We start from the raw sequence: 24,182 nt of genomic DNA, 5'->3' as shown, positions 1-24,182 counted from the left end.
CAATAACTTTCAATATAGATGCTAAAATTTAAATAATAAAATCTAAAGACAAACAATGAAAATTTTAGCCTTTTTATCACTCTTTTTAAGCCTTACTTTCTTAGCAGAGCTTCGTTACTTCATGTAAGATGAAAATTCACCAAAATTTAGTCAAAACTACGGAAACAATGGCGGTAAATTTGCTCTAAGCGATGGCGTAAAAATTTATTATGAAACATACGGCAATGGCGATGTCATCGTGGTTTTGCACGGTGGCGGACTAGGCAGTATGCAAGAGATGGGTGGCTTTATATACGAGCTTAGAAAAACGCACAAAGTTATCGCCATCTCAACTCGCGGACACGCTCGCTCAGACATTGGGGTCAAGCCATTTAGTCTAAGGCAAAGAGCCGATGATATAATGGCAGTTTTAAATGCTGAAAATGTGAGTGAGCCTGTTAGTTTGCTTGGATTTAGCGATGGTGGATACGCGGCGTATAGCTTTGCGGTGCATTTTAAAGACTACGCCAAAAAGCTCGTTACCATCGGTGCTGGAGAGGTACTTGCGACAAATAAACGCTTCGTTTTTAACCAAAACGAGTGGCAAAGCTATGACGCAAAATTTCTCGCTCAACAAAAATCGCTAATGTCTTAGCCACATCGATATGATGAGTTTTTAAAAATGTATGAAGATATGTGGAATGGGCTTGTCATTAGCAAGGAAATTTTTACTCGCATTCAAGCCAAAACACTCATCATCAACGGGCAAAACGATCCAAACTCACACCTTTTAACCGCGATAAACGCCTATCAGAGCATACCAAACGCAAGTGTCACTATCATCGCAGACACATCACACGCGTGTTTTTTGGAAAATTTTGATGCGGTTTGGGCGATAGTGAAGTCATTTTTTGCAAATAAATTAATTAAAAATTTGCTCTTGCGAAAGCAATATAATTAAGACTCAATAAACTAGATAAGTGCAAAACTGCTAAGATATTTTTGCATTTAAATATTTAGAAAAAAATCTAGGGCTAAATTTTGTAAAAACAAGGGGCGCTTGCCCCAAAATTTAGTTTATCCACTTCACCACATCGCTAAGCTCGCGGCGATATTTTTGTGGCTGAGCGTTTAGTCTGTAGCCAAATGGTACGACGATGGCGACGCGCTTATCACTTGGGTTTAACCCCAAAAGCTCATTTAGCCCCGCTCTATCAAAGCCCTCGATCGGGCAGCTATCAATGCCTAAGCTAGCAGCTGCGTTCATCATATTTGTCGCTGCTATCATACACTGCTCATGCGACCACTGAAATATCAGCTCTTCATTATCTTTAAAATTTGAGCTTAAAAAACCCTGATAAAAAGCCACTCTGCCAGCTCTTTCTTCAGGCGTCTTATCAGGTCTGCGTGCTATCATATCGGCAACATAATGGCTATGTGTTTTTATGTCAGAAATTTTAGCTAAAACTATAACTAGGTGCGAGCAAGATGTGATTTGTACTTGGTTCCACGATAGGGCGCGGATCTTCTCGCGTAGCTCTTTGTTTTGCACGACTAAAAAGTCCCACTGCTCAAGCCCTGTCGAGCTAGGGCTTAGTCTGCCCGCCTCTAGGATGAAGTTAAACTCGCCAGCACCTATCTTTTTACTCTCGTCAAACATCTTGCACGCGTGGCGAAATTTTAAAATCTCTAAATAATTCATTTTTCTCTCCTTAAAATTTTACACATTATACTCATTATTTTTGTATAAGAGTTAAACTAGTCTAAAATATTTACAAACTTTAAGTAATTTTTAAAAGGAAGCAAATACTTGTGCGTATACATACTTTAAAATCAAAAAAAGAAAATATAAAAAATTTTTAGTCTTGGCTGCTGGTATTTGCATAAGCACTGCTTTTAAGATAGCGCTTTTATAGGTACTTAGGTAGATTATTTTTTGTTTAAAACACTTAGGCAATAAAAATCTATAGTGGATACATACACTGGTCTTTTTATAAAAGGTAAAAAATCCAAGCATAGCAACACTGATAGCAACTAAGAAGAATTTGCAAAAATAGATTGAATTTATAGGCCAAATAAAAGTAGCAAAACAGAGTTTAGCCATAAACTTAGTCAAACCAACTACGCAAAATCAACAAAACTTAATATTAAAGATACAAAAATCACAGTCTTTATCTAGACTACAAATTTAAAAGGCCAGCGATCTGCCGACCCATGCTAGCCATGGAATAAAATAACTTACTTTATCCCAACCTTAAATTTCTTCTCTTTTGAGCTTTTTATCGCCTTTATAACCTGCGATAGGCTCGTGTTTTTGTCGGTTGTGATATTTACATCTTTTGTCTGTAGGTCAAAGCTCATCGACTTATACCCTGGCATATTAATAACAGCATTTTCTATCTGTTTTACGCAGTGCTCACAGCCCATATTTGGGATATTTAGCTGATGAATTTGTTCAGCAAAAAGAAAGCTAGACATGATCGCTAAAAGTGCGAATTTTTTCATTTTTCCTCCTTTTACGCAACTTGGTTGTAATGATACACAAAAAGAGCTTACTAACTTATAAAACTTTCATAAAATCAGCATTATAGCTGCCATTAAGTTTTGTTTTCATTGCATCTATAAAAGATGGCGTAAGAGCAGTAAGTAGATTAAATTTATTTAATAGGTGTAAATTTTGATCAGTTTGATGAAATAGTCTGTTTATCTCAGCAATGCTCATCCCCACACTGTCTTTTTGCACTACTTTTACCTCATCTCCAGCCTTGCATGAGCCCTCGTTTAGCACTCTGTAATACCAACCGCTCAAGCCACTTTTAGCGATATAAGCTGTCATATCAGGATTGTCCCAGCGTTTTGAAAGCTTTGAGCAAGGTTTTCGTGGCTGGCTAACTTGCAAAACAAGCGATCCTATCTCGTGAATATCGCCTACGCAAACGCTATCTTCACATAAACCATCAATGGTTAAATTTTCACCCATGGCACCATAAGCTAAATTTTTAAGTCCTAAAAATTTCTCCCACTCGCTATAATTTTGTAAAGAATTTGCAAATATCGCCTTTTCAGCACCACCGTGATGAAGGGTATCAGCCACATTATCTCCTACGAAACCAAGAGTGTTGGCAAAAATTTCACCCTCTTGTGCGACTTTAAAAATGGCTGAAACCCACGGTTTATTTAGTGGGTTTTTGGAGTTTTCATCTCCGTAATTTTTTACCTCTCCGAGCAAAAGTGCTTTTAGTCTAGCCACACTAATCCTTTACATAAAAGCCTAAAATTAGCTTTTAGACTATGCTTTTGACTTTCTTTTTCGCTCAGTTGGATCAAGATAACGCTTACGAACACGGATATTTATAGGGGTTACTTCAACAAGCTCGTCATCTTCTATCCACTCTAATGCGCGCTCTAGGCTTAGCTTGCGTGGTGGAACGAGCTTGATCGCATCATCTGAACCGCTTGCACGGACATTGGTTAGGTTTTTACCTTTTATAGGATTTACATCAAGATCATTTGGGCGGCTGTGTTCGCCAATGATCATACCGACATATACTTTTGCTTGCGGATCAAGGAAAAGTACGCCACGATCTTGCAAGTTATAAAGCGAATATGCAAGCGTCACACCGTTTTCCATCGAGACTAGCGCACCGTTTGTGCGGTGCTCAACCGTACCTGAAAGTGGGCGGAATTCCAAAAAGCTATGATTCATCACGCCCTCGCCTTTTGTGTCCGTTAGAAACTGGCTTCTAAAGCCAATAAGTCCGCGCGCTGGAATTTCAAACTCGATACGAGTTTGACCATCACCAGTAGGACTCATCGAGGTCATCTCTGCCTTTCTTTTTCCAAGTTTTTCTATAACAGTTCCCGTGCAGTCATCTGGCGCGTCAATGACTAGATGCTCGTATGGCTCACATTTTACACCATCTATCTCTTTTACGATAACCTCTGGACGACCGAGTAAAAACTCATATCCCTCGCGGCGCATATTTTCAGCTAGTATCGTGATTTGAAGCTCCCCACGACCGCTTACCTTAAATTTGCCCTCGCCGACATTTTCATACTTCATGGCGATGTTTGTCTTCATCTCATTTTGCAAGCGCTCATCAATCTTATTTGATGTGACATGCTTGCCTTCAGTGCCTGCTAGCGGACCATCATTTACGGCAAAAACTACGCTTAGAGTTGGCTCTTCGATATGAAGTGGATCAAGTGGCATAGGGTTTGCTGGATCAACCACACTATCGCCTACATCAAGTGCTTCAAAGCCAGCGATCGCCACGATATCGCCAGTGCCAGCTTCGTTGATATCCGCACGCTCAAGCCCCATAAAGCCAATGAGCTTTGAAATTCTACCAGTTGTTTTTGAGCCGTCAGCCTTTGCAAGCATTACATTTTGATTTTTAGCAACTTTACCGTTAAAAATTCTAGCTATGCCTATCTTGCCAACATAGTTGTCATAGTCAAGCGTGAAAACTTGAAGCTGAAGTGGGTTTTCGTTACTTCCGCTTGGAGCTGGAACATGTGCTAAAATCGTTTCAAAAAGCGGCTCCATATTTACATTTTCATCGTCTAAATTTAGCTTAGCATAGCCATTTTTAGCAGCCGCATAAACCACTGGAAATTCAAGCTGCTCGTCATTTGCATCAAGGGCAACAAAAAGGTCGAAAATTTCGTTTATAACGCGCTCTGGATCGCCTGCTGGCTTGTCAATTTTATTGACAACTACAATTGGGCGAAGACCAAGTGAGAGAGCCTTTTTAACAACAAATTTTGTCTGCGGCATAACGCCCTCTTGTGCATCAACTAGCAGTAAAACGCCATCGACCATCTTAAGTACACGCTCAACCTCGCCACCAAAGTCGGCGTGTCCTGGGGTGTCGATGATGTTTATTTTTGTATTTTTGTAGCGGATCGCTGTATTTTTTGAAAGGATTGTGATGCCACGCTCACGCTCAATGTCGTTGCTGTCCATGACGCGCTCGCCCACGCTTTGATGCTCGTTAAAAGTACCCGATTGTTTTAAAAGCTCATCTACCATTGTCGTTTTGCCATGATCGACATGCGCGATGACGGCGATATTTCGTATATTTTCCAAAATTTTATCCTCAAATTTATTAAGGGCTAGATTATAGCGAAAAAAGCTAAAATTTTTATTTAAATTTTTTCTTAGTAAAAAATTTTTAATCAAAATGCTTGTTATAATGAGAATTTAAAGTATTGTAAATTTAAAAAATGGGTGTAAATTTTAAAGAATTTACACCCCTAAAATAACTACAGTTTCGTAGCCGCATTTCTTGTCATTACGCGTTTGCGATAGACATTTGCTACCTCAGTAGCATCGCCAACAAGAAGTGCGTTTGTAGAACAAATAGCCGCACACATCGGAACTTTGCCCTCTGCAATACGGTTTTGTCCATATAGATGAAGCTCTTCGTTTGAGAAAGTCTCTTCTGGACCACCTGCACACATCGTGCATTTATCCATCTCGCCTTTTATGCCAAATGCTCCATCTCTTGGGAACTGCGGTGCACCAAACGGACACGCATAAAGGCAATATCCACAGCCGATGCACTTTTTCTTATCATGAAGCACGATACCATCAGCGCGGATATAAAAGCAATCCACTGGGCAAACTTGCTCACAAGGTGCGTCGGTGCAGTGCTGACAAGCTATGGTTGTTGAAATTTCTTTACCATGAACGCCGTCATTTAGGGTGATGACCTTGCGGCGGTAAATTCCTACTGGAACTTCATGAGCGCCAGAGCAAGCAACTTGACAACCAAAGCAACTGATACATCTGTCATTATCAACATAAAATTTCATCCGTGCCATTATGCAAGCTCCTTACTTCCTAAAATTTCATCAAAGAACTGAGTTTTAAAGCCCATATCATCAGCTTTTTCTAAGCGGCAAAGACCGGCATTATATTCTGAAATTTGCGTCACAGGGTCAAAACCATAGTTTGTGATAGTGTTTGAGCTTTCGCCGATCGTATAAGGCTTTGTGCCTTCTGGATAGCGGGCTGAAAGATCCACGCCTTGCATAATGCCAGCGAAGTTATACGGCAAGCAGATGCGATCTGGCGTAACCGTTTGGTTGTGATAGCACTTTACTTTTATCTTTGTGCCTTGTGGGCTGTGTATCCACATCATCTCTTTATCGCCGATGCCATATTTCATCGCTAGTTCTGGATGAACATAGGCAAACATCTCAGGAGTGATCGCCGCTAAATATTTGCTTGTTCGCTCAAGCATACCAGCACCACTTAAATTTACAAGACGAAGTGAGCTCATGATAGTTGGGAAGTCTTTGCTCCAGTCTTGCTTTTGCTGTTCGCTCTTAAATTTGCTCTCAACACGGAAATTTCTAGCCTGATCATCGATAGCTGGGTACTTTTGAACTAGATCCCAGCGTGGTGAGTGAAGCGGCTCTCTATGTTTTGGAATTTGATCGATAAATTCCCAAACAAGCGCTCTTGCTCTTGCGTTACCAAACGGCGCAACTCCGGCCTCGCGACACTTTTTGTTGATGATACCACTATAGTCCATCATCCAGTTTTCGCCCATTTGTGCCTTTTCCTCTTCGGTTAGCGTGATACCAAGCACTTGCTCGATATTTACCTTTGTGATTTGTGGGTAGCCGCCTTTAACCTTTGCGCCTTTTAGCTGAATGCTCTCATCAGCTATCTGACTAACACCATTATGCTCAAGCCCAAAGCGATTTCTAAAGCCACAACCACCCTCGGTATAAGGCTTGCTTAGATCATAAAGTATCGGAGTTCCAGGGTGTTGTTTATCCCAGCAAGGCCATGGCAAGCTGTAATACTCACCCTTAACATCGCCACCGATACCAATAAGCGTATCAGGGTCAAAATTTGCCCAGTTTTCTTGGTGCTTTCTTAAGCGCTCTGGCTGCCAGCCTTGCAATCCGATAGACTGACCCATACGAGCTAGTTCACGAGTCGCATCATCTGGCCATACAAATTTATCTTTAACAACCTTAAGTGTATCATCCATCAGAAGTGACTTTGTATATTCCTCGTAAAAGCCCCATTTTTTAGCAAATTCAAACATAACTTCATGGTCTGGTTTGCTTTCAAAAAGCGGATCAACAACCTTTGTTCTCCACTGAGCCGCACGGTTTGTAGCCACTACGATACCTTCGTTTTCAAACTGCGTCGCCACAGGTAGTATGTATGTATTTTCTTTTCTATCTGCAAGGATGGCTATCTCATTTACAAATGGCTCAGCCACAACAAGCAAATCAAGCTTTGCCACTGCTTCTTGAATTTTTGTTAGGTGCGCCATAGAAGTTATACCCGTTCCTTGAACCCAAACAGCTCTTAAATCACCACTTGAAAAAGTTTTTTCCTCTTTTAGCACGCCTTGCCACCATTTTGACAAGCTCCAGCCCTTTTCGTTTCTCCAGTTTCTATCCTCTGGATTTTGTGGGTCGTGGTAGAAATACTCTGTAAATTTTGTCCCTTTAACTGGCTCACTGCCCTGCTTTGGCTCTTTTGTTGATACTGCAAAGCGTTTGACAAACTCATCAAAATCCTGTCCCCAGCCTTTACAAAAATGTTTCCAAGCCGCATCGCTAAGACCGTAGTAAGTCGGCAAACTATCAGCAAGGTTGCCCATATCAGTAGCACCCTGGACATTGTCGTGACCGCGGATGATTTGACAGCCGCCGCCTGATTTGCCTGCATTACCAAGAACAAGCTGAATGATAGGGAAAATTCTCGTATTTGAACTGCCTATTGAGTGCTGTGTAAGACCTAAAGACCATGCGATAGCTGCTGGTTTTGTTGTTGCAAAAAGTCTAGTTATTTGTATAAGCTGATCTGCTGGCACACCTGTGACATTTTCAACCTCTTGCGGTGTCCATTTTTCAGCCTCTTTGCGAATTTCATCTATGCCATAAGTGCGGTCTTTGATAAATTCTTTATCTTCCCAGCCATTTTTAAATATAAGATGAAGCATACCATAAGCAAACGCTATGTCTGTGCCCGGTCTAACGCGCACGAAGTGATCAGCCTTTGCTGCTGTTTTTGTAAAGATAGGATCAACAACGATAAGCTTTGCATTATTTCTATCTTTTGCTTGTAAAAAGTGCTTCATTCCACCAACTGGATTTGCAACTGCTGAGTTTGCACCTACAACCATGATGGCTTTTGAATTTGCCGCTATATCTCCAAAGTGGTTTGTCATCGCGCCATAACCCCAAGTATTCGCCGCTCCGGCGACTGATGCGCTATGTCAAATACGGGCAACATGGTCTATATTATTCGTGCCCCAAAATGCCGCAAATTTTCTAAAATACCATGCTTGCTCATCGCTAAATTTAGCAGAACCCAAAAACTCAACGCAATCAGGACCATGCTTTGCACGAAGCTCAAGCATCTTATCGCCGATCTCGTTTACCGCAGTCTCCCAGCTAATGCGTTGCCATTTACCATTTACGATTTTCATCGGGTATTTGATACGCTGCTTTGACTTGGTTAGATCGATCTGATCTATACCCTTACAGCAGTGACTGCCCTGAGATATAGGGTGATCTACAGCCATATCTTGGCGTATCCACACGCCGTCTTTTACCTCTGCTTCGATACCACAACCTGCTGAGCAGATCGAGCATATCGTGCGAACCTTTTTTGAGCCTTCAAATGGGGCTTTTAGCTCCGCATTTGTGGCTTTTCTGATGGTGTCGTTTGAGCCAAACGCCATGGTGCTACCAGCTCCAACAGCGGCAAGCTTGAGAAACGAACGCCTTCCCACTCTTACATCACTCATGATTTTCTCCTATAAGAGATTTAGCTACTACAAATACCTAGTAGGCGACTTTGTAGAATTTTTCCCAGGCTAGGCTCTTATGGTAGAGCACCTCTTTTTTGTTTGATGTTCCGACTACAACGCCATTTCCATCAGCTGTTAGCTCCTCGCTAGTGACTTTTGCAGCCAAAGGTGTGGCTACTACACCAGCTACGGCTCCAACTTTGAGGGATTTTTTGAGAAATTCTCGTCTGTCTTGTTTCATCCCAACAACCTTTCTTGTAAAATAATATGAAATTTTTGCATATTTCTTATCAAATCAGCGCAAGTATGATAAGCATCGCTGAAATTTCAAATTAACAAAAAGCCCTAAAATAGGCAACTTATTTAGCATCTTGATATGCCATCTTAACAATATGCAAATTTAGCATAATATTTAGAAAAGTAAATTAATATTAAATAATTAAAATTTTATTTTAAAAAGCGTTTAAGGCTAATCATTAAAATCGGCCTTAAAATAAGAATTTATAACGCACTAAACTCATCCCAATTCATCTTACTTTTAACAGTAGGCATCTTGGTTTGATAAGGTTTTCGCTCCATCGCAACTTCTGCAACACTTTTTTCACTTGTATTTTTTTCAGGAGCTTGTACTGCAAGTATCGAACGCTCAAGCGATATGAAGCTTTGCAATATAGTAGCAAACGACTCAAAAAATTTCGCACATTTATGCGTTTTTAACATGTATGCAAACTCATCCACAAAGCCATTTATAAGTCTTTCAAAAAGCTCGCTACTTAAATCAAGCTCATGACTTGGCTCGCACTCATCGGCTAAAAATGTAGCCATCAAAAGAAATATAAAACCAACAAAGTCCTCGCTATTTAAGCACTTGTTAGCATCTCTTCTATAAGAACTCTTTTTTAAAATTTCAATCACTCTAAGCCTTGCAGCACCCTCATCACGCCCCTCTTCATAAAAGCTCGCAGTTAGCGGAACATTTATATAGCTTAGATCAAACAAAACTGAGTTTTGCTCATCAGCAAAAGTGGTAAAATCAAATTTTTTTAGTGCCTCAAATGCGTGCTGGCTTGCTTCATTTAGTGGATTTTGTGAGAGCTGTTCAAGCTGTGTTTGCCAAATTTTAAACCGCTCGTCATTTTCATAAAAAAATAGCGGTGTGGCAAAAAATTCGTAATAATACGACCTTGCTTTTAAAATTTCTACATTTTTATTCATAAATTTGCCTCTTAATAAGTTTTTATGCAAAAATAGCATATTTTATCTTATATAAATCATAAAATAAAATTTTAATCCTAAAATACTATATTTTTTCTTAATTACACAGGTGTCAAGTCTGCTTTTTATATATTTTTAAAAACAAACTTTGCTAGTGTATTTAATTTGTAAAAATTTTATCTCACTAAAATCATATGAAAATAACATAGATGTCAGTTTTTATTCAAAATTTAAGAATATCTTTGATAAAATCACTACCTTTTTTCATAAGTGTATGTAATTATATTAAATAAGGAAGATAGATATGAGACACGGTTTTACGATGATAGAGCTTATATTTGTCATCGTTATACTTGGAATTTTAGCAGCTGTTGCGATACCAAGACTAACAATAACAAGAGATGATGCAGAGGTAGCAAAAGCAGCAACTAATCTTTCTACTTTGGTTGCAGATATTAGTGCGTACTATACATCACAAGGAACATTTGCAGCGACATTTAAAGAGATGACAAATGTCCAAGTTACCAACGAGACGACAAGCGCCTTAAGAAGCGCAACATCTTTGGATACAAAGACAGCAACTTTAAAAACAGCGGACAAAGAGTGTATTAAAATTTTTCTTAGTGGTGCAGTAGCTGGTGGTCAGCCTGCCACTCTTTTAATACAGCCTGGCTTAAATGCAAGTGAGCCAATATGCTCTAAAATTTTACAAATGGAAACTGTAAAAGCTTTCACACAGGCAAATTTTAAGTACACTCCAGCAGGTCAAACAGCACCACAAGAGGTTAATGGTATAGCCATAAGTGGTATCGGAGTGAAGTATTAAGGGCTGGCAAAACTGCGAGCCCTTTGTTTTTAAGCTTTAGAAATTTTTGCTGGCAATGCCTGTCTAGCACAGGTGCCTACGAGCCAGTCATTTAGGCTAAATTTGCCCTTTCGCTTCGGATCTATAAGCCCAAGTTTGTTGTGATTGACGCCATCCTCTGCACCTGCCACACGAAACACCTCAACTCCATCTATATAATGAGCTCTTGCGCCAAACTCATCATGACCAAAACCGTGCTCAATGCTTATGTTACCACTCATTATGGCGTCTGTTACAAAAGCGATACCAGTTTGCTCATTTTGCGGAGTTGTGACTTTAACTTTATCGCCAGTTTTTATGCCATTTTGTTTAGCAACATCAAGGGCGATTCTGATAAAATTTTGAGGATGTATAGCCTTTAGTTTCGGGCTAACTATACTATAATAATGTTGCAAATTTGATTTTCTTGTACTTAGAGTGTACCTCCACTCGCTCTTTTTATAGAAATTTTCAAGTGGTGTAGAGTCGCTAGCTACTGGCAACATTAGCGTTGGCGTTCCTGGCATAAACTCACCTGTAATGCTATGTCTATGTCCGCCAAGTGGTTCGTAGTAAATCGCCGCAGGAGTCGGAGCTGGAACGGCTTTTGTAAGTTTATCGCCCTTGTAAGCACTTGCGTAAGTATCAAAGCGACCGCCCTTTGCTAGGATATGCGCTACTTTTGGTTTTTCATCATCTTTTAAGTATGGGTTTAAAATTTTCATGACTCGGTCTATCTTGCTGATACTAGCATCGTCTTTACTAATATCAGAAACTGGCTCGCCATCAAAGGCTAAATTTGCCAATGCCGCAGCGTAATACTGCTCTTTGGTGTCAAGATCCATTAAATTTCCATCTTTGTCCTTAAAAGCTCCTTTACCAAAGCCTTTTAGCCCCATTTTCTTAGCAACTGCGATGTAAAAGCTCTCCACATCAACGCTCTCACCGTTTGCGGTTTTGGCTTGTTTTGCGGTGACGGCTGGGTAGCGGATCGTTGAAGTTTTAGCTATCGTGCCCCATAAATCTTGTGGCAAGCCCCAGTTTTCTAGATTTACGCCATCTGGTACGAGATAGTCAGCATAAGCGTTGGTTTCGTTGATAAAGGCATCAATACCTATAAAAAGTGGTAAATTTTTACTATCTTTTAAGACATCTAAAACTGCTGTTTCAAGCCCAGCCTGTCCATAAAGCACATTTGTCATATAGTTTATGAAAACCTTAACCTTATACGGATAGCCCACAGCGTGGCTTGTTAGTGTCTCATTGATGAGTGGCATTGATATCGGATACCACGGCTGAGTCGCTGGATAGCCACTTCCAGTAGCTTCTAATTTTCGTTTGTACTCTGAGCTTGTTTCGTAGTATTTGCCTGAGCGTGATAAATTTAGACCACCAACTTTTGCGGCTCCATCAAATTTTTCTAAGTCGTACCTACCCTTTAAAAAACCATGCGTTCCAGCACTTGCTAACGCCGTGCCACCTTTAAAGCCGTAGTTACCCATTAATGTATTTAAGCTAAGTATCGCAAATGTCGAAAATGCCGCTTGTGTGTGCATCATACCGCCATGTACATTTGTAACGACTTGGCGTCCGTTTTTGGTGAAATTTTCACATAGCCACTCAAAGTCATCCTTTCTAACGCCACAAATTTTTAGATACTCGTCGATACTATGTTTAAACGCCTCATCTTTTAAAAGTTGCATTGAGCTTTTGACAGAGACTTTTTTACCATCAAGTGAGATTTTACCGCTATAAAATAGTTTGGCTGGTTCATTTACCTTGTAACTTTGTTGTTTGCCGTTTTGGCTTATGACTTGCCATTCGTCATTAACAAGGGCGAATTTGCGGTAGTTTGGATTAGTTTTATCGGTGATGACAAGATGAGTTGCGTTAGACCAGTGGATCTCTCCTGCTAATTTTGCTTGGTCTAAATTTGGTTGGATTAGATAATTTTCAGTGTATTTTTTATGCTCTATAATCCATCGTATCATTGCCATCGCTAACGCCGTGTCTGTGCCCGGTTTTATCGGTATCCAGCGTGCGTTTTTGGAGGCAAATTTTACCGCATTTGTAGCTGTTGGATCGATCACGGCATAAGCGAAATCATCATTATCAGCGCGGTTTGTTGCGACCATTTTTGCTTGTTTTTGGAAAGGATTTCCGCCATTTGCTGGTGCAGTTCCCCAAAATACGCTAAATTTTGAATGCTCATAATCTGGCTTAGTATGCATAAAGCCCTTGGCATTGTGAGCGATCTTACTACCAGCTCTAAATCCACCACCACAAATTCCACCATGTGAGTAGTGATTTATCGTACCAAATGACTTTTTGATGAAGCGATCGACGATGTCAGAGCGTCCATCATAAAGATAAAAGCTCAAAAGCTGGTTGCGTTTTGTGCCGTATTCTGGATTTTCTGGATCGATCAGATCGTCTGAATTTAAAGCTTTTAGACCATCTACATGCCCTTCGCCAAAGAGATCTCCACCATTTACCACTTCATCTATTAGCTGTTCAAAGCTTATAGTTTGCCACTTACCCTCGCCTCTTTTGCCAACTCTTTTTAAAGGACTTAAAATTCTTGCTGGGCTATCTATCATCTGTGGCAGAGCAGCGCCTCTGGCACAAACGGTAGAGCGAATTTCATCAGCTCCAAGCTTAGTTGTGGCTATGAGTGCGTCGTTTATAGATGTATTAAAGTCTGTCCAGTGCGTAGTCGTAAGCGGATGATATGGGTTTCCAACACAGCGTAAAACCTTGCCGCTCTCATCATCGACATGCAGTCTTAGTCCGCACTTTGTAGTGCAACCGTGGCACATTGAAAAGATTATCGAGTGATTTTCGTTTAGTACAACCTTGCCATCTATTACATTAAACTCAGTCTGCCTTGCACCAGTTTGTATTTTATAGTCATCTTTTTTCTCATCAGCATTTAAAGCAAACGGCAGAGCCGAAACCGCCGCCATACTGGTTAAAAATTTTCGTCTTTGCATATTTTCTCCTTACCAGCTTATTACTTTTTTATAGCCGTTTTGAGCGGCTTTTGCCTCATCGTTCATCGCCAAAATTTCACTAACGCCGTAGCAAAATACCTGTGGTTCGGTATTTTTCGGACTATCAAGAACCATAGTTTCGTGCGTAGCTAAAAATTTTCTAATCGCAGAGTTTTCATCATTTAAATCGCCGATAATGCGACTGCCACCCACGCAGGTTTCAACGCAGCTTGGCAGAAGTCCCACGCGAAGTCTATGATCGCAAAATGTACATTTATCGACTTTTAAAATTTCTTCGTTTAAATACCTAGCGCCATACGGACAGGCCTCGGCACACTGCATACAGCCGATACAATCATCGGTGAAAATTTTTACGATGCCATTACTTCTCTGATGACTTGCACCAGTTGGGCAAACATCAATACAGGCGGGTTTTGCGCAGTGGTTGCAAAGGCGTGGAAGTGACGCTATAAAGCCTCTTTTGCCGTCCTTTGTGCTTGCTTCATACTCGCTAACTATCGTGCGAAATCCACCAGCTGGCGTGCTGTTTTCCATAGAGCAGTTTAGCGTACAGCTCTGACAGCCCACACAGCGTGTGAGATCGATCACCATTGCGTAGCGTTCGCCATCGGTTTTGGCAAATTTGCTTGGAGCTGCTTTTAAAGCAGTCGCAGCGACAAATGCCCCAGCCACCGCTAAAAATGAGCGGCGCGAACTACAGGTTGAGTTCATTTTTTCTCCTTTTAAAATTTGATATTTACTTTCATTTTTAAATTAATTCTTATATATAAAAACTAATATAAAAATTTTATTTTGTGAAATTATATAAATTTAGAGTAAAATAAATGTAAATTTTTAAAAAGCTCCTAAATATCGATATTAAAGATAAAAAATAGAACTATTTTTTGTAATAAAAAACTAAAAATTTGTAATAAAGCAAGAAATTTGCATATAGCATGCTATCAAATTAATTAAGCTTAAGCTAATAAAACCATTTTTTATACATTTTAATTATAGAAAATTTTCATAAAAGCTTTCTTTTAGATATTTTTGATATTATTATAATTCAAAAACTATAAAAAGAGATAAAAGATGTTTGCCAATAGATATAGTGAATTAAAACTCTTAAACGATGAATACATAAGTAACAATTTTGCCTTTACCATCTTATATGGCAGGAGGCGTGTAGGCAAAACTACACTTATAAAAGAATTTATCAAAGACAAGCCTGCGATTTATTTTTTGGCAACGCTTGAAAATTTTGGTGTTGTGTTAAAAAGGTTTCAGCTTTTAGTGGCAGAGTTTTTAAATGACAATTTTTTAAAAGAATTGCAACTTCGAGATTTCAAGCAACTTTTTGAGTATATAGGGCAAAAAAATTTTTCACAAAAACTAGTCATTATCATTGATGAATTTCAATACCTTGGCAAGCTTGATGAGAGTATTGCATCACAGTTTCAGCTTATTGTCGATGAAATTTTAAAAAACAAGAGTATTCATTTGATCCTTTGTGGCTCGATAATTTCAATGATGTATGAGCAAACGCTCTCATATTCTTCACCGCTTTATGGCAGACGCACTAGTCAAATCAAGCTTGAGGCGATAAATTTTGAGTATTTAAAAGAATTTTTTCCAAACAAAAGCCAAAATGAACTTATAGAGCTTTACGCAGTGCTTTATGGCGTGCCAAAATATCTTGAAATGTTTAGTGATAGCGGTGAAATTTTAAACAGTATCGAAGCAAATATACTAAATCCAAACTCATATCTTTACAATGAACCGCAATTTATCTTACAAAATGAGGTCAATGAGCCAGTGACCTATTTTTCTATACTTGAGGCGATTGCAAATGGCGAGCATAAGCTTGGCAACATAGCAAGCAGGCTTGGCAAAAATGTGCAAAATATCACATCTTTTATCGCAAAACTAACCGAGTTAGACATTATTTATAAAGAGGTGCCGATTTTAGAAGATAATCCAGCTAAGAGCAAAAAGGGGCTTTATTTTATAAAAGATAACTTTTTTCGATTTTGGTTTTGTTATGTCCTGCCTTACAAAAGCCAGTTAGAACTTGGAAATACTAATTATGTAAGAAAAAAAATAGCTGAGAATTTTAACGGCTTTATATCGCCTGTGTATGAGCAACTTTGCATTGAGTATCTGCTAAAAAACTACGAAATTCTAAAATGTGGCAGATGCTGGGATAAGGATCTTGAAATCGATGCTATAGGCATTGGCAAAGACTACATAATACTTGCTGAGTGCAAATACTCAAATAAAAAGGTTGGCGTTGATATTTTAGAGCAGCTAAAGCAAAAAGCATCTAGGCTAAATAGCAATCTAGCAGTAAAACACTATATATTATTTAGCAAAAGTGGCTTTACTGATGAGCTTAAGAAAATTAAGAGCAATGAAGTGGTTTTGGTAGAGAATATATAGTTTCAAATTTAGCCAATAAATTTTATGCTCTGGCAACTTCAAAGGATAAATTGCTATATTTCAAGAAGTTATACAGGGCAAAAACAGGCTCTTTAGACTCACACGAAAGGTTAAAGTCTGTTTTATTTTTAAAATCCTTTTTAAAGTTTAAAATGCTAAAATTTTACTATCACGCCAAAAGGGGGCAAAAATGCAAGTCATAAGCTCTATATTTAGCACTATAGGATGTCTTTTTTGCTTATTTGTTTGCGCTATCGATTTATTTGTTATGGCTGTAATATACATCGTCATCTTTAGTACTTTTGGCATTTTTATCTATGCTGTTATCGCTAGCCTTTTTTCTGTCTCATAAAACTCTTATATACCAATCGTTTTTATACAACGAATAAAGTAGACACTCATAAACAACCAGCCTTTTAATATCTTACCAAATATCTGCTCACATCTTTTGCTATACCCTAAAGCTATAGAGAATCTTGAGAATAAACTACATATCTACACAAATTTTAATATTATTTAACAAATAATATTACAGCAGTTTATGTGATAACGGCTATTTAAAAATTGCTCCAAAAGTACTTGGAATACAAAGACTTTTTAGCCATATTTTTTAAAAAGCTTTTTAATGGGTGTATCATAAAATGTGATTATATTGAGTGATTAGTGGCTTAAGAATAGTGAGAAATAGATAATATGGTGGCCCCGAATGGACTTGAACCATCGACCACCACCATGTCAAGGTGGTGCTCTACCAACTGAGCTACGGGACCAAATAAAAAGAACTTGAATAATACATAAATTTTCTTTGCAAGTAGCTTAAAAATTTTGAAAATTTATAAAAATTTTAAATCAATCACAATATACTACATAATATCATTATAAAAATATTTTTTTATAGTACAAAAATAATAAAAATTAAATTTTTTTATCATATTTTATATGTAAATTTTATGTTTATCCATAAATTTAGGGATTTTATCAAAAAAATGTTAAAAAAATATTTTCTTTATTTCTCATTCTTTTCTCACAAAAAATTTTATATAATGCCACTAACAACTTTTTTAAAGGAGACAGAATGAAAAATTTGTCAAGACGCGAAATACTTAAAATGAGTATGGTTGGCGCTGGTGCTTTAGCTTTATCAGCTGTAAATGCAAATGCTTCAGCGGTTGATGCAAAGGATGTAAAATTTGATGAAGAGTGGGATGTCATTGTCATCGGCTCTGGATTTGCAGGACTTGCAGCAGCTCTAACATCAGCTAAAAAAGGCAACAAGGTTTTAATCCTTGAAAAGATGGGTCGTATCGGCGGCAACTCTGTTATCAACGGTGGCGGTATGAGCGTTTGCGCTAACCCAGTGCAAGCAAAAACAGGCATTAAAGATAGCAAAGAGCTTTTCATCGCTGATTGTATGAAGGCTGGTCTTGGCATAAACCACCCAGAGCTACTAAACGCTATCGCTGATCGCGGTATAGACGCGCTAAATTTCCTCATTGAAAACGGCGTTCAGTTTAAAGAGCACTGCGCACACTTTGGCGGTCACACCGTAGCTCGCTCAATGCTAACTACAAACGACTCTGGTTCTGGCTACATCCAGCCAATGTTAGAAAAATTTGAAGCGTTAAAAGACAATGGCTGCGAGCTTAGAAGAAGAGCAAAATTTGATGATTTTGTAATGGAGGGCGACAGAGTTGTAGGTGTCATCATACGCGAAGAGTATAAATTTGACTCGAAGCTTTACAGCGACGACCTTGAAAATACAAGCGGTACAAAAAAGATACTAAAAGCTAAAAAAGGCGTCGTGCTAGCAAGCGGTGGCTTTAGTAATGATAAGGCGTTTAGAAAGCTGCAAGATCCTAGAATCCCAGATGATGTCGATGCGACAAACCACCCAGGTGCAACAGCTGGTGCGCTTTTAAAAGCATTTGAGATAGGTGCATATCCGGTGCAGATAGACTGGATCCAGTTTGGTCCTTGGGCTAGCCCAGATGAGAAGGGCTTTGGCACAGGTCCTATCCTAACTCAGCAAGGCACATTTAAGTATGGTATTGCAGTCGATGTTCGCACAGGCAAACGCTTTATGAACGAGCTTGCAGATAGAAAAACACGCGCGGACGCTGAGTTTAAAATTTTACGCGAAGCGCCGGGCAAGTATCCTATAACATTTGCTGACACAAAGATGGCATTTAAAGATCTTAGTGAAGAGGTCATCCAAAAAGGTCTTGCAAGCGGTAAGTTAGTAGGCGAGTGTGCAAGCCTCGATGAGATCGCATCAAAATACGGCGTACCAGCTGACGCGTTAAAAGAGACTGTCAAAAAATACAACGAAGGTGTAAGAGCGAAAAAAGATGAGTTTGGCAAGCAAGAAAGCGCGCTAAGCGAGATCAATGAGGCTGGACCATTCTATGTCATCCGCCTATCTCCAAAACCTCACCACACAATGGGTGGTCTAAAGATCAATGAAAAAGCAGAGGTTATCTCGGCAAAAACTAACAAAGCTATCCCAGGACTTTACGCTGCCGGTGAAGTTACAGGTGGAACACATGGAGCAAGCCGTTTAGGAACGGTTGCGATTACTGATTGTATCGTATTTGGCATGATAGCTGGCGAAAATATCTAATTTACACTGCAAGAGCATTTTGCTCTTGCACTTACAAACAATATATTCAAATTTAAGGGCAAACAATGAAAAAGCTAAAACTAACAGCTATACTTATGTGCTTTTTCTCTATATATTTATTTGCTGCTGCTGATATAAACAGCACTACTGTTAAGACAATAGTAGTATCCGATGAACTTAGGCAAAAGCATAAGATAAAACCACACCATGAGCATTTGGCATTTGATTGTATAGATTGTCACGAAGGACAAGGTGATGATCCTAGTAAGTTTAAAGCCATAGGAGATAAAGGCTGTCTAAGCTGTCATAAATCAAAAGCATTTATGGCACAAAGATTAAAATTTATGGATACACTAAAGGCAAATCCACACAACTCAGTGCATGATGGTCCTACACTATATTGCGATGAGTGTCACTTTGAACATAAACAATCAACCAATATGTGTACAGAGTGTCATGAACATGAGATTCCACAATGGATGGGAGTAACACCATGAAAATTTCTAAAAAAGTATTAGCTGCTATTATATTAGTAAGTGGCATTATAGGATTTTTAGTTGTGCTTCCTGTTCATTATGCACTTGATAAGACAAGTGGGGATAAATTTTGTGTAGTTTGTCATGAGATGGATCCTATGGTTATGAGCTATCAACATGATGTTCATAGTGGTAAGGGAGCTACTGGCACAAAGGCAAAGTGTGTTGATTGTCATATACCGCATGATAATCTTGCAAAGTATGTCTTAACAAAGGCAAAAAATGGCATAGTTGAAGGCTATATTCACTTTTTTGGAGATCCTAATAGTATTGACTGGCATAAAAATCGCAAAAACAAAGAGAGCTATGTCTTTGATAATGGTTGTATGAGCTGTCATACAGATATACTTACAACAACAGCTTCATCACAACAGGCTAAAAAGATGCATGCTCACTATACAAAGCTATTAAACACTGATAAAGAGATAAAGTGTGTAAGCTGTCATACAACAACAGGACATGGTGGCCAGATGAGAAACTATCTTGAATACTATAAACCAACTCTAAAAATCTATGAGAATAAGATGATGGGTGAAAGGATAAAGGCTAAGCAGGAATTCTTTGGTAAAGATTATGAGCTTAGTAAGGAGGAGATGGAGTATTTGGGAAAAAACACAAACAAAAAGTCTGGACACTAAGATGAAGCGTATCTTGCTATTTAGCGATGATTTTGAGCTAGCAGTAAGTCTAAAAACTATACTTTACCGTTTTAACTTTCGCATAGTTGAGTTTCAAAATGAGCGCGAGATTATGGCTGATTTTGACGCTGGTAGCAGATACGACCTTTATGTTTTTGAACTAAAGTCAAAAAACATAAACCTAAATTTAGTGAAATTCATACGAGATAATGAAAATTTTACCCCTATCATGCTTATCCTAGATGAGCGACGCCCAGAGGTTTTTAAGAAAATTTATTACGCTAGGGTTGATGGCTTTATAGTTAAGCCTTTCTTGCCAGATGAGATCATTTTTCATTTTTTCAAACTAACAAAATCCCTTTTAGGAACGCGTTTTGAGTTTGAAAATGGTCTAGTTTTTGACAGAAGCACACTTTTAATCACATACGATCAAGAAAAAATTTACCTTGGTAAAAAAGAGGCGATGCTACTTGAATCACTAGGCAAAAACTCTCCGCATGTTGTTACTTTTAGCGAGCTTGAGTACTTTATCTATCACGGCGAAAATGTCTCACAAGACCGCTTGCGTTCGCTTGTAAGAGAGCTTCGTGCCAAACTGCCAATAGACATCATAAAAACTGTGCGCGGGGTTGGATACCGCATAGATTATATAGTTAGGGATAGGTGATGAAATTTCTTTTTTCTCTATTTTTTATCACACTTAGCCTTTTTGCAAGTGATTTTGAGTTTATAAGAGCCAAGCAGTTTGACCATACAAATGGTGTCCGCTCTTATGCATTTGTAGTAACAGATAAAAACTTACAAACCAAAACTATAGCAAACTTACTAAATTTAGACCCTAGCTTTCTTGTGGTAGCAAAAATTCGAGTCCTAAATGGAAATAAAAGCTACTATTTGCATGCTTATAAAAATGGCGAAAAAGTACTCGAGATAGACCTCTCGCGAAGTGGAGCATGGGAAATTTTGGAAGCATTTAAGCGCTCATCTTTATAATTTTGCAAGTTTTTATCACTTACAAAGCCTTTAAAGGCTAAAATAGAGCAAAAACTAAAAGGCTAAAAATGAATATAACTCTACTAAATTTCACTCCGCTAAATGTTTGCTCTCATGCGATACGCACATGCTGGCAAAGCTTTGAACGAGGGGATAATGGTGGCGAGAAAGACCTTGAGCTAATTGACCGCGTTGGTAACAAAAATAAGCATGCAAGCACACTTGAGCACCTTTATTACAACTTCTATATTCAAGGAATTTCGCGCGCCCTGCTTCAAGAGCTAGCACGCCACCGTATCGCAAGTCTAAGCGTTAAATCGACTCGCTACACATTAAAAGAGTTAAAAAATGAAGCTGAGTTTAAATATGATGAGTTTGATAGAGCAAGTTCTTATATTGTGCTAACAGGAAACGAAATGGTCGATAATGCAAGCATTACAGCGCTTGAAAATTTACGCAAAATTCTAAGTGCCACAACAACTAGCCTTGACATTGTTAAATACTGCCTTCCAGAGTGCTACAAAACAGAGCTTACATGGAGTGTAAATGCTAGAAGCTTGCAAAACTTTCTTGCACTTCGCTCTAGCAAGTCAGCCCTTTGGGAGATACGAAACCTAGCAAACACCCTTTATGACGCACTTCCAAGCGAGCATAAATTTATATTTAAAGAGTGTATGCAAGGATAGTTTTAGCGGATTGTCAAATATGGCTAATCCGCTATTTTAATAAACAAAAATATATTTCACTTAAGTGTAAAATTTATCTGATTTTAAAGCAGGTATTTTTAAAATCAGATAAATTTATAAATTTTTAATACTTTTAAAATACACAAAAAAGATGTATTTTAGAGCAATACTACATAAAATTTATAAAAATTTATTAGTTTTTATGCAAAATTAAACTTTGCAAAGTATAATAAAATCTTAAACTTTCAATTAGGATCTTATATGGAAAAATTCACAGAGCTTGTGAGGCTGCTAAATTCGTTTATTTGGGGACCTTATTTTCTTATTGCCCTACTTTGTGGAACTGGGCTTTACTTCACTATAAAACTAAAATTTGTTCAGATTTTTAAGTTTAAGATGGGGCTTCATAGGCTTTTTGGAAATTTCTCACTTCATGGCGAAAAGGCTGGCGAACACGGTATGAGCTCGTTTCAAGCTGTAGCAACAGCAATAGCAGCTCAAGTTGGGACGGGAAATTTAGTTGGAGCTAGCACAGCCTTAGTCATGGGTGGGCCTGGCGCTATATTTTGGATGTGGATAGCGGCATTTTTTGGCATGGCAACAAATTTTGCCGAAATCTGTCTAGCTCAAATTTATAAAACAAAAGATGATAGCAACCACATTATAGGCGGTCCAGCCTTTTATATCTCAAAAGGCATAGGTGGCAAGATAGGAAAAATTTTAGCCATATTTTTTGCTTGTGCCATCATCGTAGCTCTTGGCTGTATGGGGAATATGGTTCAAGCAAATTCCATTTCAGACGGCTTTTTTTCAGCATTTAATATACCAAAATGGGCAACTGGTGCCGTACTAGCACTTATCTGTGCTGTTGTATTTATCGGTGGGATAAAGTCTATCGCTCGTATAGCAGAAAAGATAGTCCCTACTATGGCAATCCTTTATGTGATAATAGGTTTTATAATTATATGCTATAACTTAGAGCGAATTCCGGTAATATTTTCACTTATCATCGAAGCAGCCTTTAACCCAGCCGCAGCATGGGGAGGTGCTACTGGTGCTACAATGGCAGCGGCGATGCGCTACGGCATAGCAAGGGGTCTTTTTTCAAATGAAGCTGGTATGGGTTCAACCCCACACGCACATGCAGCCGCAAAAGTAAAACACCCAGTCGATCAAGCTGTACTTGGGATAATGAGCGTTTTTGTGGATACTTTTATTGTTTTAAATATCACTGTTTTAGTTATTTTAAGCTCTGGCGTAGTCGCTTTTAAAGAGGTTTCGGCTGGAAAATTTGAGCCAGTTTTTAAAGGCATACAACTCGTGCAAGAGGCGTTTTCTACCCATATATTGGGTAGTTTTGGATACTCATTTGTGGCAGTTTGCCTTTTCTTTTTTGCATTTACAACCATTGTTGGGTGGTACTATTTTGCTGAAGTAAATATCCGCTATTTATTTGGGAAAAAAGGCATAAAATTCTTACAAATTTTAGTAGTTTTGTTTGTATTTTTAGGCAGTCTTTCAAAGATAGATCTCGTTTGGGAGCTAGCTGATCTTTTTAATGGATTGATGGTTTTACCAAATCTTATCGCGATACTTATACTAAGTCCAGTTGTAGTAAAGCTGCTTAGCGATCATAACGAGGGCAAAAGGTACGATCAGCGCGACTATATCAAGTGATTTGGTTAAGAGTTAAGAAATTTATTTATCATTATAAGAAGCATAATACTTAAAAGCGCGATTATCCAGCGCTTTTGTGCTGTTCGTGAAATTTTATGAGCAGTTTTTACACCAAAATACACCCCTATAACAGCCCCTATGCCCAGCATAGCACCGATAGTGTAATTTACAAAACCATGTAAAGCAAGGCTTACAAACCCAGAAACAGAAGCAAAAATAACAAAAAATAGCCCTGCTGACGCAGCCTTTTTTATATCATAGTTTAAAAAACCAACAAGCAAAGGTATGATAAGAGCAGATCCACCAATACCTGTACTTATAGCCGTTGTGCCGATTATTAATCCAATTAAAAAGAGTAAAAATTTTGACTCATTTGGCATACCTTTTGGCTCTGATGGCGTGGTTAAAAGCTTTAAAAGATTTAATATCTGCAAAACTATCAGCATGCCAAGCAAAAATTTAGATGAAAAAAACTCAACCACAAATCCACTTGCCATCGCACCAACAAACCCGCCAAGTCCCAAAATCACAGCTGGCTTTACATCAAGCATTTTTGATTTAAAATTTACATATGAGCCAAAAGCTGAGCTAAAAAGCATCTGCATTATACTAACGCCAACAGCAAATTTCATATCATAGCCAAAAAGTAGCATACTAGGCACGACCACTGCACCGCCACCTATGCCAAAAAATCCACCTGCAAATCCCACAAATAACCCTAAAATGATAAATAATAAATCCATATGTATCCTTTATGTTATTGTATCACT

General features: G+C 38.5%; 22 protein-coding genes, 1 tRNA gene and 1 pseudogene. 11 read left to right on the top strand and 13 right to left on the bottom strand.

Annotated elements, in window-relative coordinates; translation table 11 throughout:
- Positions 1-238 precede the first annotated feature (238 nt).
- Positions 239-634 carry an alpha/beta fold hydrolase gene (locus tag U5B17_RS08850; RefSeq protein WP_430804984.1) on the top strand — a complete coding sequence of 132 codons (396 nt, stop codon included), beginning with the start codon at positions 239-241 and terminating at the stop codon, positions 632-634.
- Positions 635-661: 27 nt separating this feature from the next.
- Positions 662-940 carry an alpha/beta fold hydrolase gene (locus U5B17_RS08845; protein WP_430804983.1) on the top strand — a complete coding sequence of 93 codons (279 nt, stop codon included), beginning with the start codon at positions 662-664 and terminating at the stop codon, positions 938-940.
- 111 nt (positions 941-1,051) lie between these two features.
- Here the strand turns inward: U5B17_RS08845 and U5B17_RS08840 are convergent, their stop codons facing one another.
- The 9 genes and pseudogenes from U5B17_RS08840 to U5B17_RS08800 form a co-directional block, all read right to left on the bottom strand.
- Positions 1,052-1,681: an NAD(P)H-dependent oxidoreductase gene (locus tag U5B17_RS08840; protein WP_430804982.1), complete on the bottom strand. Its 630-nt coding sequence runs from the start codon at positions 1,679-1,681 to the stop codon at positions 1,052-1,054.
- A gap of 536 nt (positions 1,682-2,217) precedes the next feature.
- Positions 2,218-2,484, bottom strand: coding sequence for a heavy-metal-associated domain-containing protein (locus U5B17_RS08835; RefSeq protein WP_430804981.1), 267 nt, complete (start codon positions 2,482-2,484; stop codon positions 2,218-2,220).
- Between the two features lie 55 nt (positions 2,485-2,539).
- Entirely contained in the window at positions 2,540-3,229 is a 690-nt protein-coding gene (locus U5B17_RS08830; protein ID WP_430804980.1) for an MOSC domain-containing protein, read from the bottom strand.
- Positions 3,230-3,268: 39 nt separating this feature from the next.
- Positions 3,269-5,071, bottom strand: coding sequence for a translational GTPase TypA (gene typA, locus U5B17_RS08825; RefSeq protein WP_430804979.1), 1,803 nt, complete (start codon positions 5,069-5,071; stop codon positions 3,269-3,271).
- 176 nt (positions 5,072-5,247) lie between these two features.
- Positions 5,248-5,808 (bottom strand): formate dehydrogenase FDH3 subunit beta, encoded by a 561-nt coding sequence (fdh3B, locus tag U5B17_RS08820; RefSeq protein WP_430804978.1) that lies wholly within the window; start codon positions 5,806-5,808, stop codon positions 5,248-5,250.
- Entirely contained in the window at positions 5,808-8,447 is a 2,640-nt protein-coding gene (locus U5B17_RS08815) for a formate dehydrogenase subunit alpha (RefSeq protein WP_430804986.1), read from the bottom strand. The genes fdh3B and U5B17_RS08815 overlap by 1 nt, the downstream gene beginning before the upstream one ends.
- 108 nt (positions 8,448-8,555) lie before the next feature.
- Positions 8,556-8,702, bottom strand: a pseudogene (locus U5B17_RS08810) (hypothetical protein); the annotation flags it as partial.
- A 103-nt stretch (positions 8,703-8,805) separates the two neighbouring features.
- Positions 8,806-9,012 carry a Tat pathway signal protein gene (locus U5B17_RS08805; RefSeq protein WP_230057440.1) on the bottom strand — a complete coding sequence of 69 codons (207 nt, stop codon included), beginning with the start codon at positions 9,010-9,012 and terminating at the stop codon, positions 8,806-8,808.
- A gap of 260 nt (positions 9,013-9,272) precedes the next feature.
- The gene (locus U5B17_RS08800; protein ID WP_430804977.1) at positions 9,273-9,986 is read right to left on the bottom strand and encodes a TorD/DmsD family molecular chaperone; all 714 of its coding nucleotides are present in this window, start codon (positions 9,984-9,986) and stop codon (positions 9,273-9,275) included.
- Between the two features lie 304 nt (positions 9,987-10,290).
- On the opposite strand from U5B17_RS08800, the gene U5B17_RS08795 reads away from it, so the two are divergent.
- Positions 10,291-10,812, top strand: coding sequence for a type II secretion system protein (locus U5B17_RS08795; RefSeq protein ID WP_430804976.1), 522 nt, complete (start codon positions 10,291-10,293; stop codon positions 10,810-10,812).
- A gap of 29 nt (positions 10,813-10,841) precedes the next feature.
- On the opposite strand, the gene U5B17_RS08790 is transcribed toward U5B17_RS08795, so the two are convergent.
- Positions 10,842-13,823, bottom strand: a complete 2,982-nt coding sequence (locus tag U5B17_RS08790; RefSeq protein ID WP_430804975.1) for a molybdopterin-dependent oxidoreductase — start codon at positions 13,821-13,823, stop codon at positions 10,842-10,844.
- 9 nt (positions 13,824-13,832) lie between these two features.
- Positions 13,833-14,555, bottom strand: coding sequence for a 4Fe-4S dicluster domain-containing protein (locus U5B17_RS08785; RefSeq protein WP_430804974.1), 723 nt, complete (start codon positions 14,553-14,555; stop codon positions 13,833-13,835).
- A gap of 360 nt (positions 14,556-14,915) precedes the next feature.
- On the opposite strand from U5B17_RS08785, the gene U5B17_RS08780 reads away from it, so the two are divergent.
- On the top strand, positions 14,916-16,262 hold the full coding sequence (locus U5B17_RS08780; RefSeq protein WP_430804973.1) for an ATP-binding protein: 1,347 nt from the start codon (positions 14,916-14,918) through the stop codon (positions 16,260-16,262).
- A 694-nt stretch (positions 16,263-16,956) separates the two neighbouring features.
- Here the strand turns inward: U5B17_RS08780 and U5B17_RS08775 are convergent.
- Positions 16,957-17,032: transfer RNA gene (locus U5B17_RS08775), tRNA-Val, on the bottom strand.
- A 305-nt stretch (positions 17,033-17,337) separates the two neighbouring features.
- On the opposite strand from U5B17_RS08775, the gene U5B17_RS08770 reads away from it, so the two are divergent.
- The 7 genes from U5B17_RS08770 to U5B17_RS08740 all read left to right on the top strand — a co-directional run bounded on the left by U5B17_RS08770 (position 17,338) and on the right by U5B17_RS08740 (position 23,412).
- On the top strand, positions 17,338-18,882 hold the full coding sequence (locus U5B17_RS08770) for a flavocytochrome c (RefSeq protein ID WP_430804972.1): 1,545 nt from the start codon (positions 17,338-17,340) through the stop codon (positions 18,880-18,882).
- Between the two features lie 65 nt (positions 18,883-18,947).
- Positions 18,948-19,379, top strand: a complete 432-nt coding sequence (locus U5B17_RS08765; protein ID WP_430804971.1) for a cytochrome c3 family protein — start codon at positions 18,948-18,950, stop codon at positions 19,377-19,379.
- On the top strand, positions 19,376-20,056 hold the full coding sequence (locus U5B17_RS08760; protein ID WP_430804970.1) for a cytochrome c3 family protein: 681 nt from the start codon (positions 19,376-19,378) through the stop codon (positions 20,054-20,056). Before U5B17_RS08765 ends, U5B17_RS08760 begins: the two co-directional genes overlap by 4 nt.
- A 1-nt stretch (position 20,057) precedes the next feature.
- On the top strand, positions 20,058-20,723 hold the full coding sequence (locus tag U5B17_RS08755) for a response regulator transcription factor (RefSeq protein ID WP_430804969.1): 666 nt from the start codon (positions 20,058-20,060) through the stop codon (positions 20,721-20,723).
- Positions 20,723-21,049: a hypothetical protein gene (locus U5B17_RS08750; RefSeq protein WP_430804968.1), complete on the top strand. Its 327-nt coding sequence runs from the start codon at positions 20,723-20,725 to the stop codon at positions 21,047-21,049. The genes U5B17_RS08755 and U5B17_RS08750 overlap by 1 nt, the downstream gene beginning before the upstream one ends.
- Before the next feature lie 68 nt (positions 21,050-21,117).
- Positions 21,118-21,735: an FAD-dependent thymidylate synthase gene (gene thyX, locus U5B17_RS08745; protein WP_430804967.1), complete on the top strand. Its 618-nt coding sequence runs from the start codon at positions 21,118-21,120 to the stop codon at positions 21,733-21,735.
- 261 nt (positions 21,736-21,996) lie between these two features.
- A complete protein-coding gene (locus tag U5B17_RS08740; RefSeq protein ID WP_430804966.1) occupies positions 21,997-23,412 on the top strand; it encodes an alanine/glycine:cation symporter family protein in 1,416 nt (471 codons plus the stop codon).
- Between the two features lie 5 nt (positions 23,413-23,417).
- On the opposite strand, the gene U5B17_RS08735 is transcribed toward U5B17_RS08740, so the two are convergent.
- The gene (locus U5B17_RS08735) at positions 23,418-24,155 is read right to left on the bottom strand and encodes a sulfite exporter TauE/SafE family protein (protein ID WP_430804965.1); all 738 of its coding nucleotides are present in this window, start codon (positions 24,153-24,155) and stop codon (positions 23,418-23,420) included.
- Between the last annotated feature and the right edge of the window lie 27 nt (positions 24,156-24,182).

Source organism: Campylobacter australis, assembly GCF_050586305.1.
Lineage (GTDB): Bacteria > Campylobacterota > Campylobacteria > Campylobacterales > Campylobacteraceae > Campylobacter_A.
Note: the sequence above shows the minus strand (reverse complement) of the source record. Positions and strands in the feature narration are given on the sequence as shown.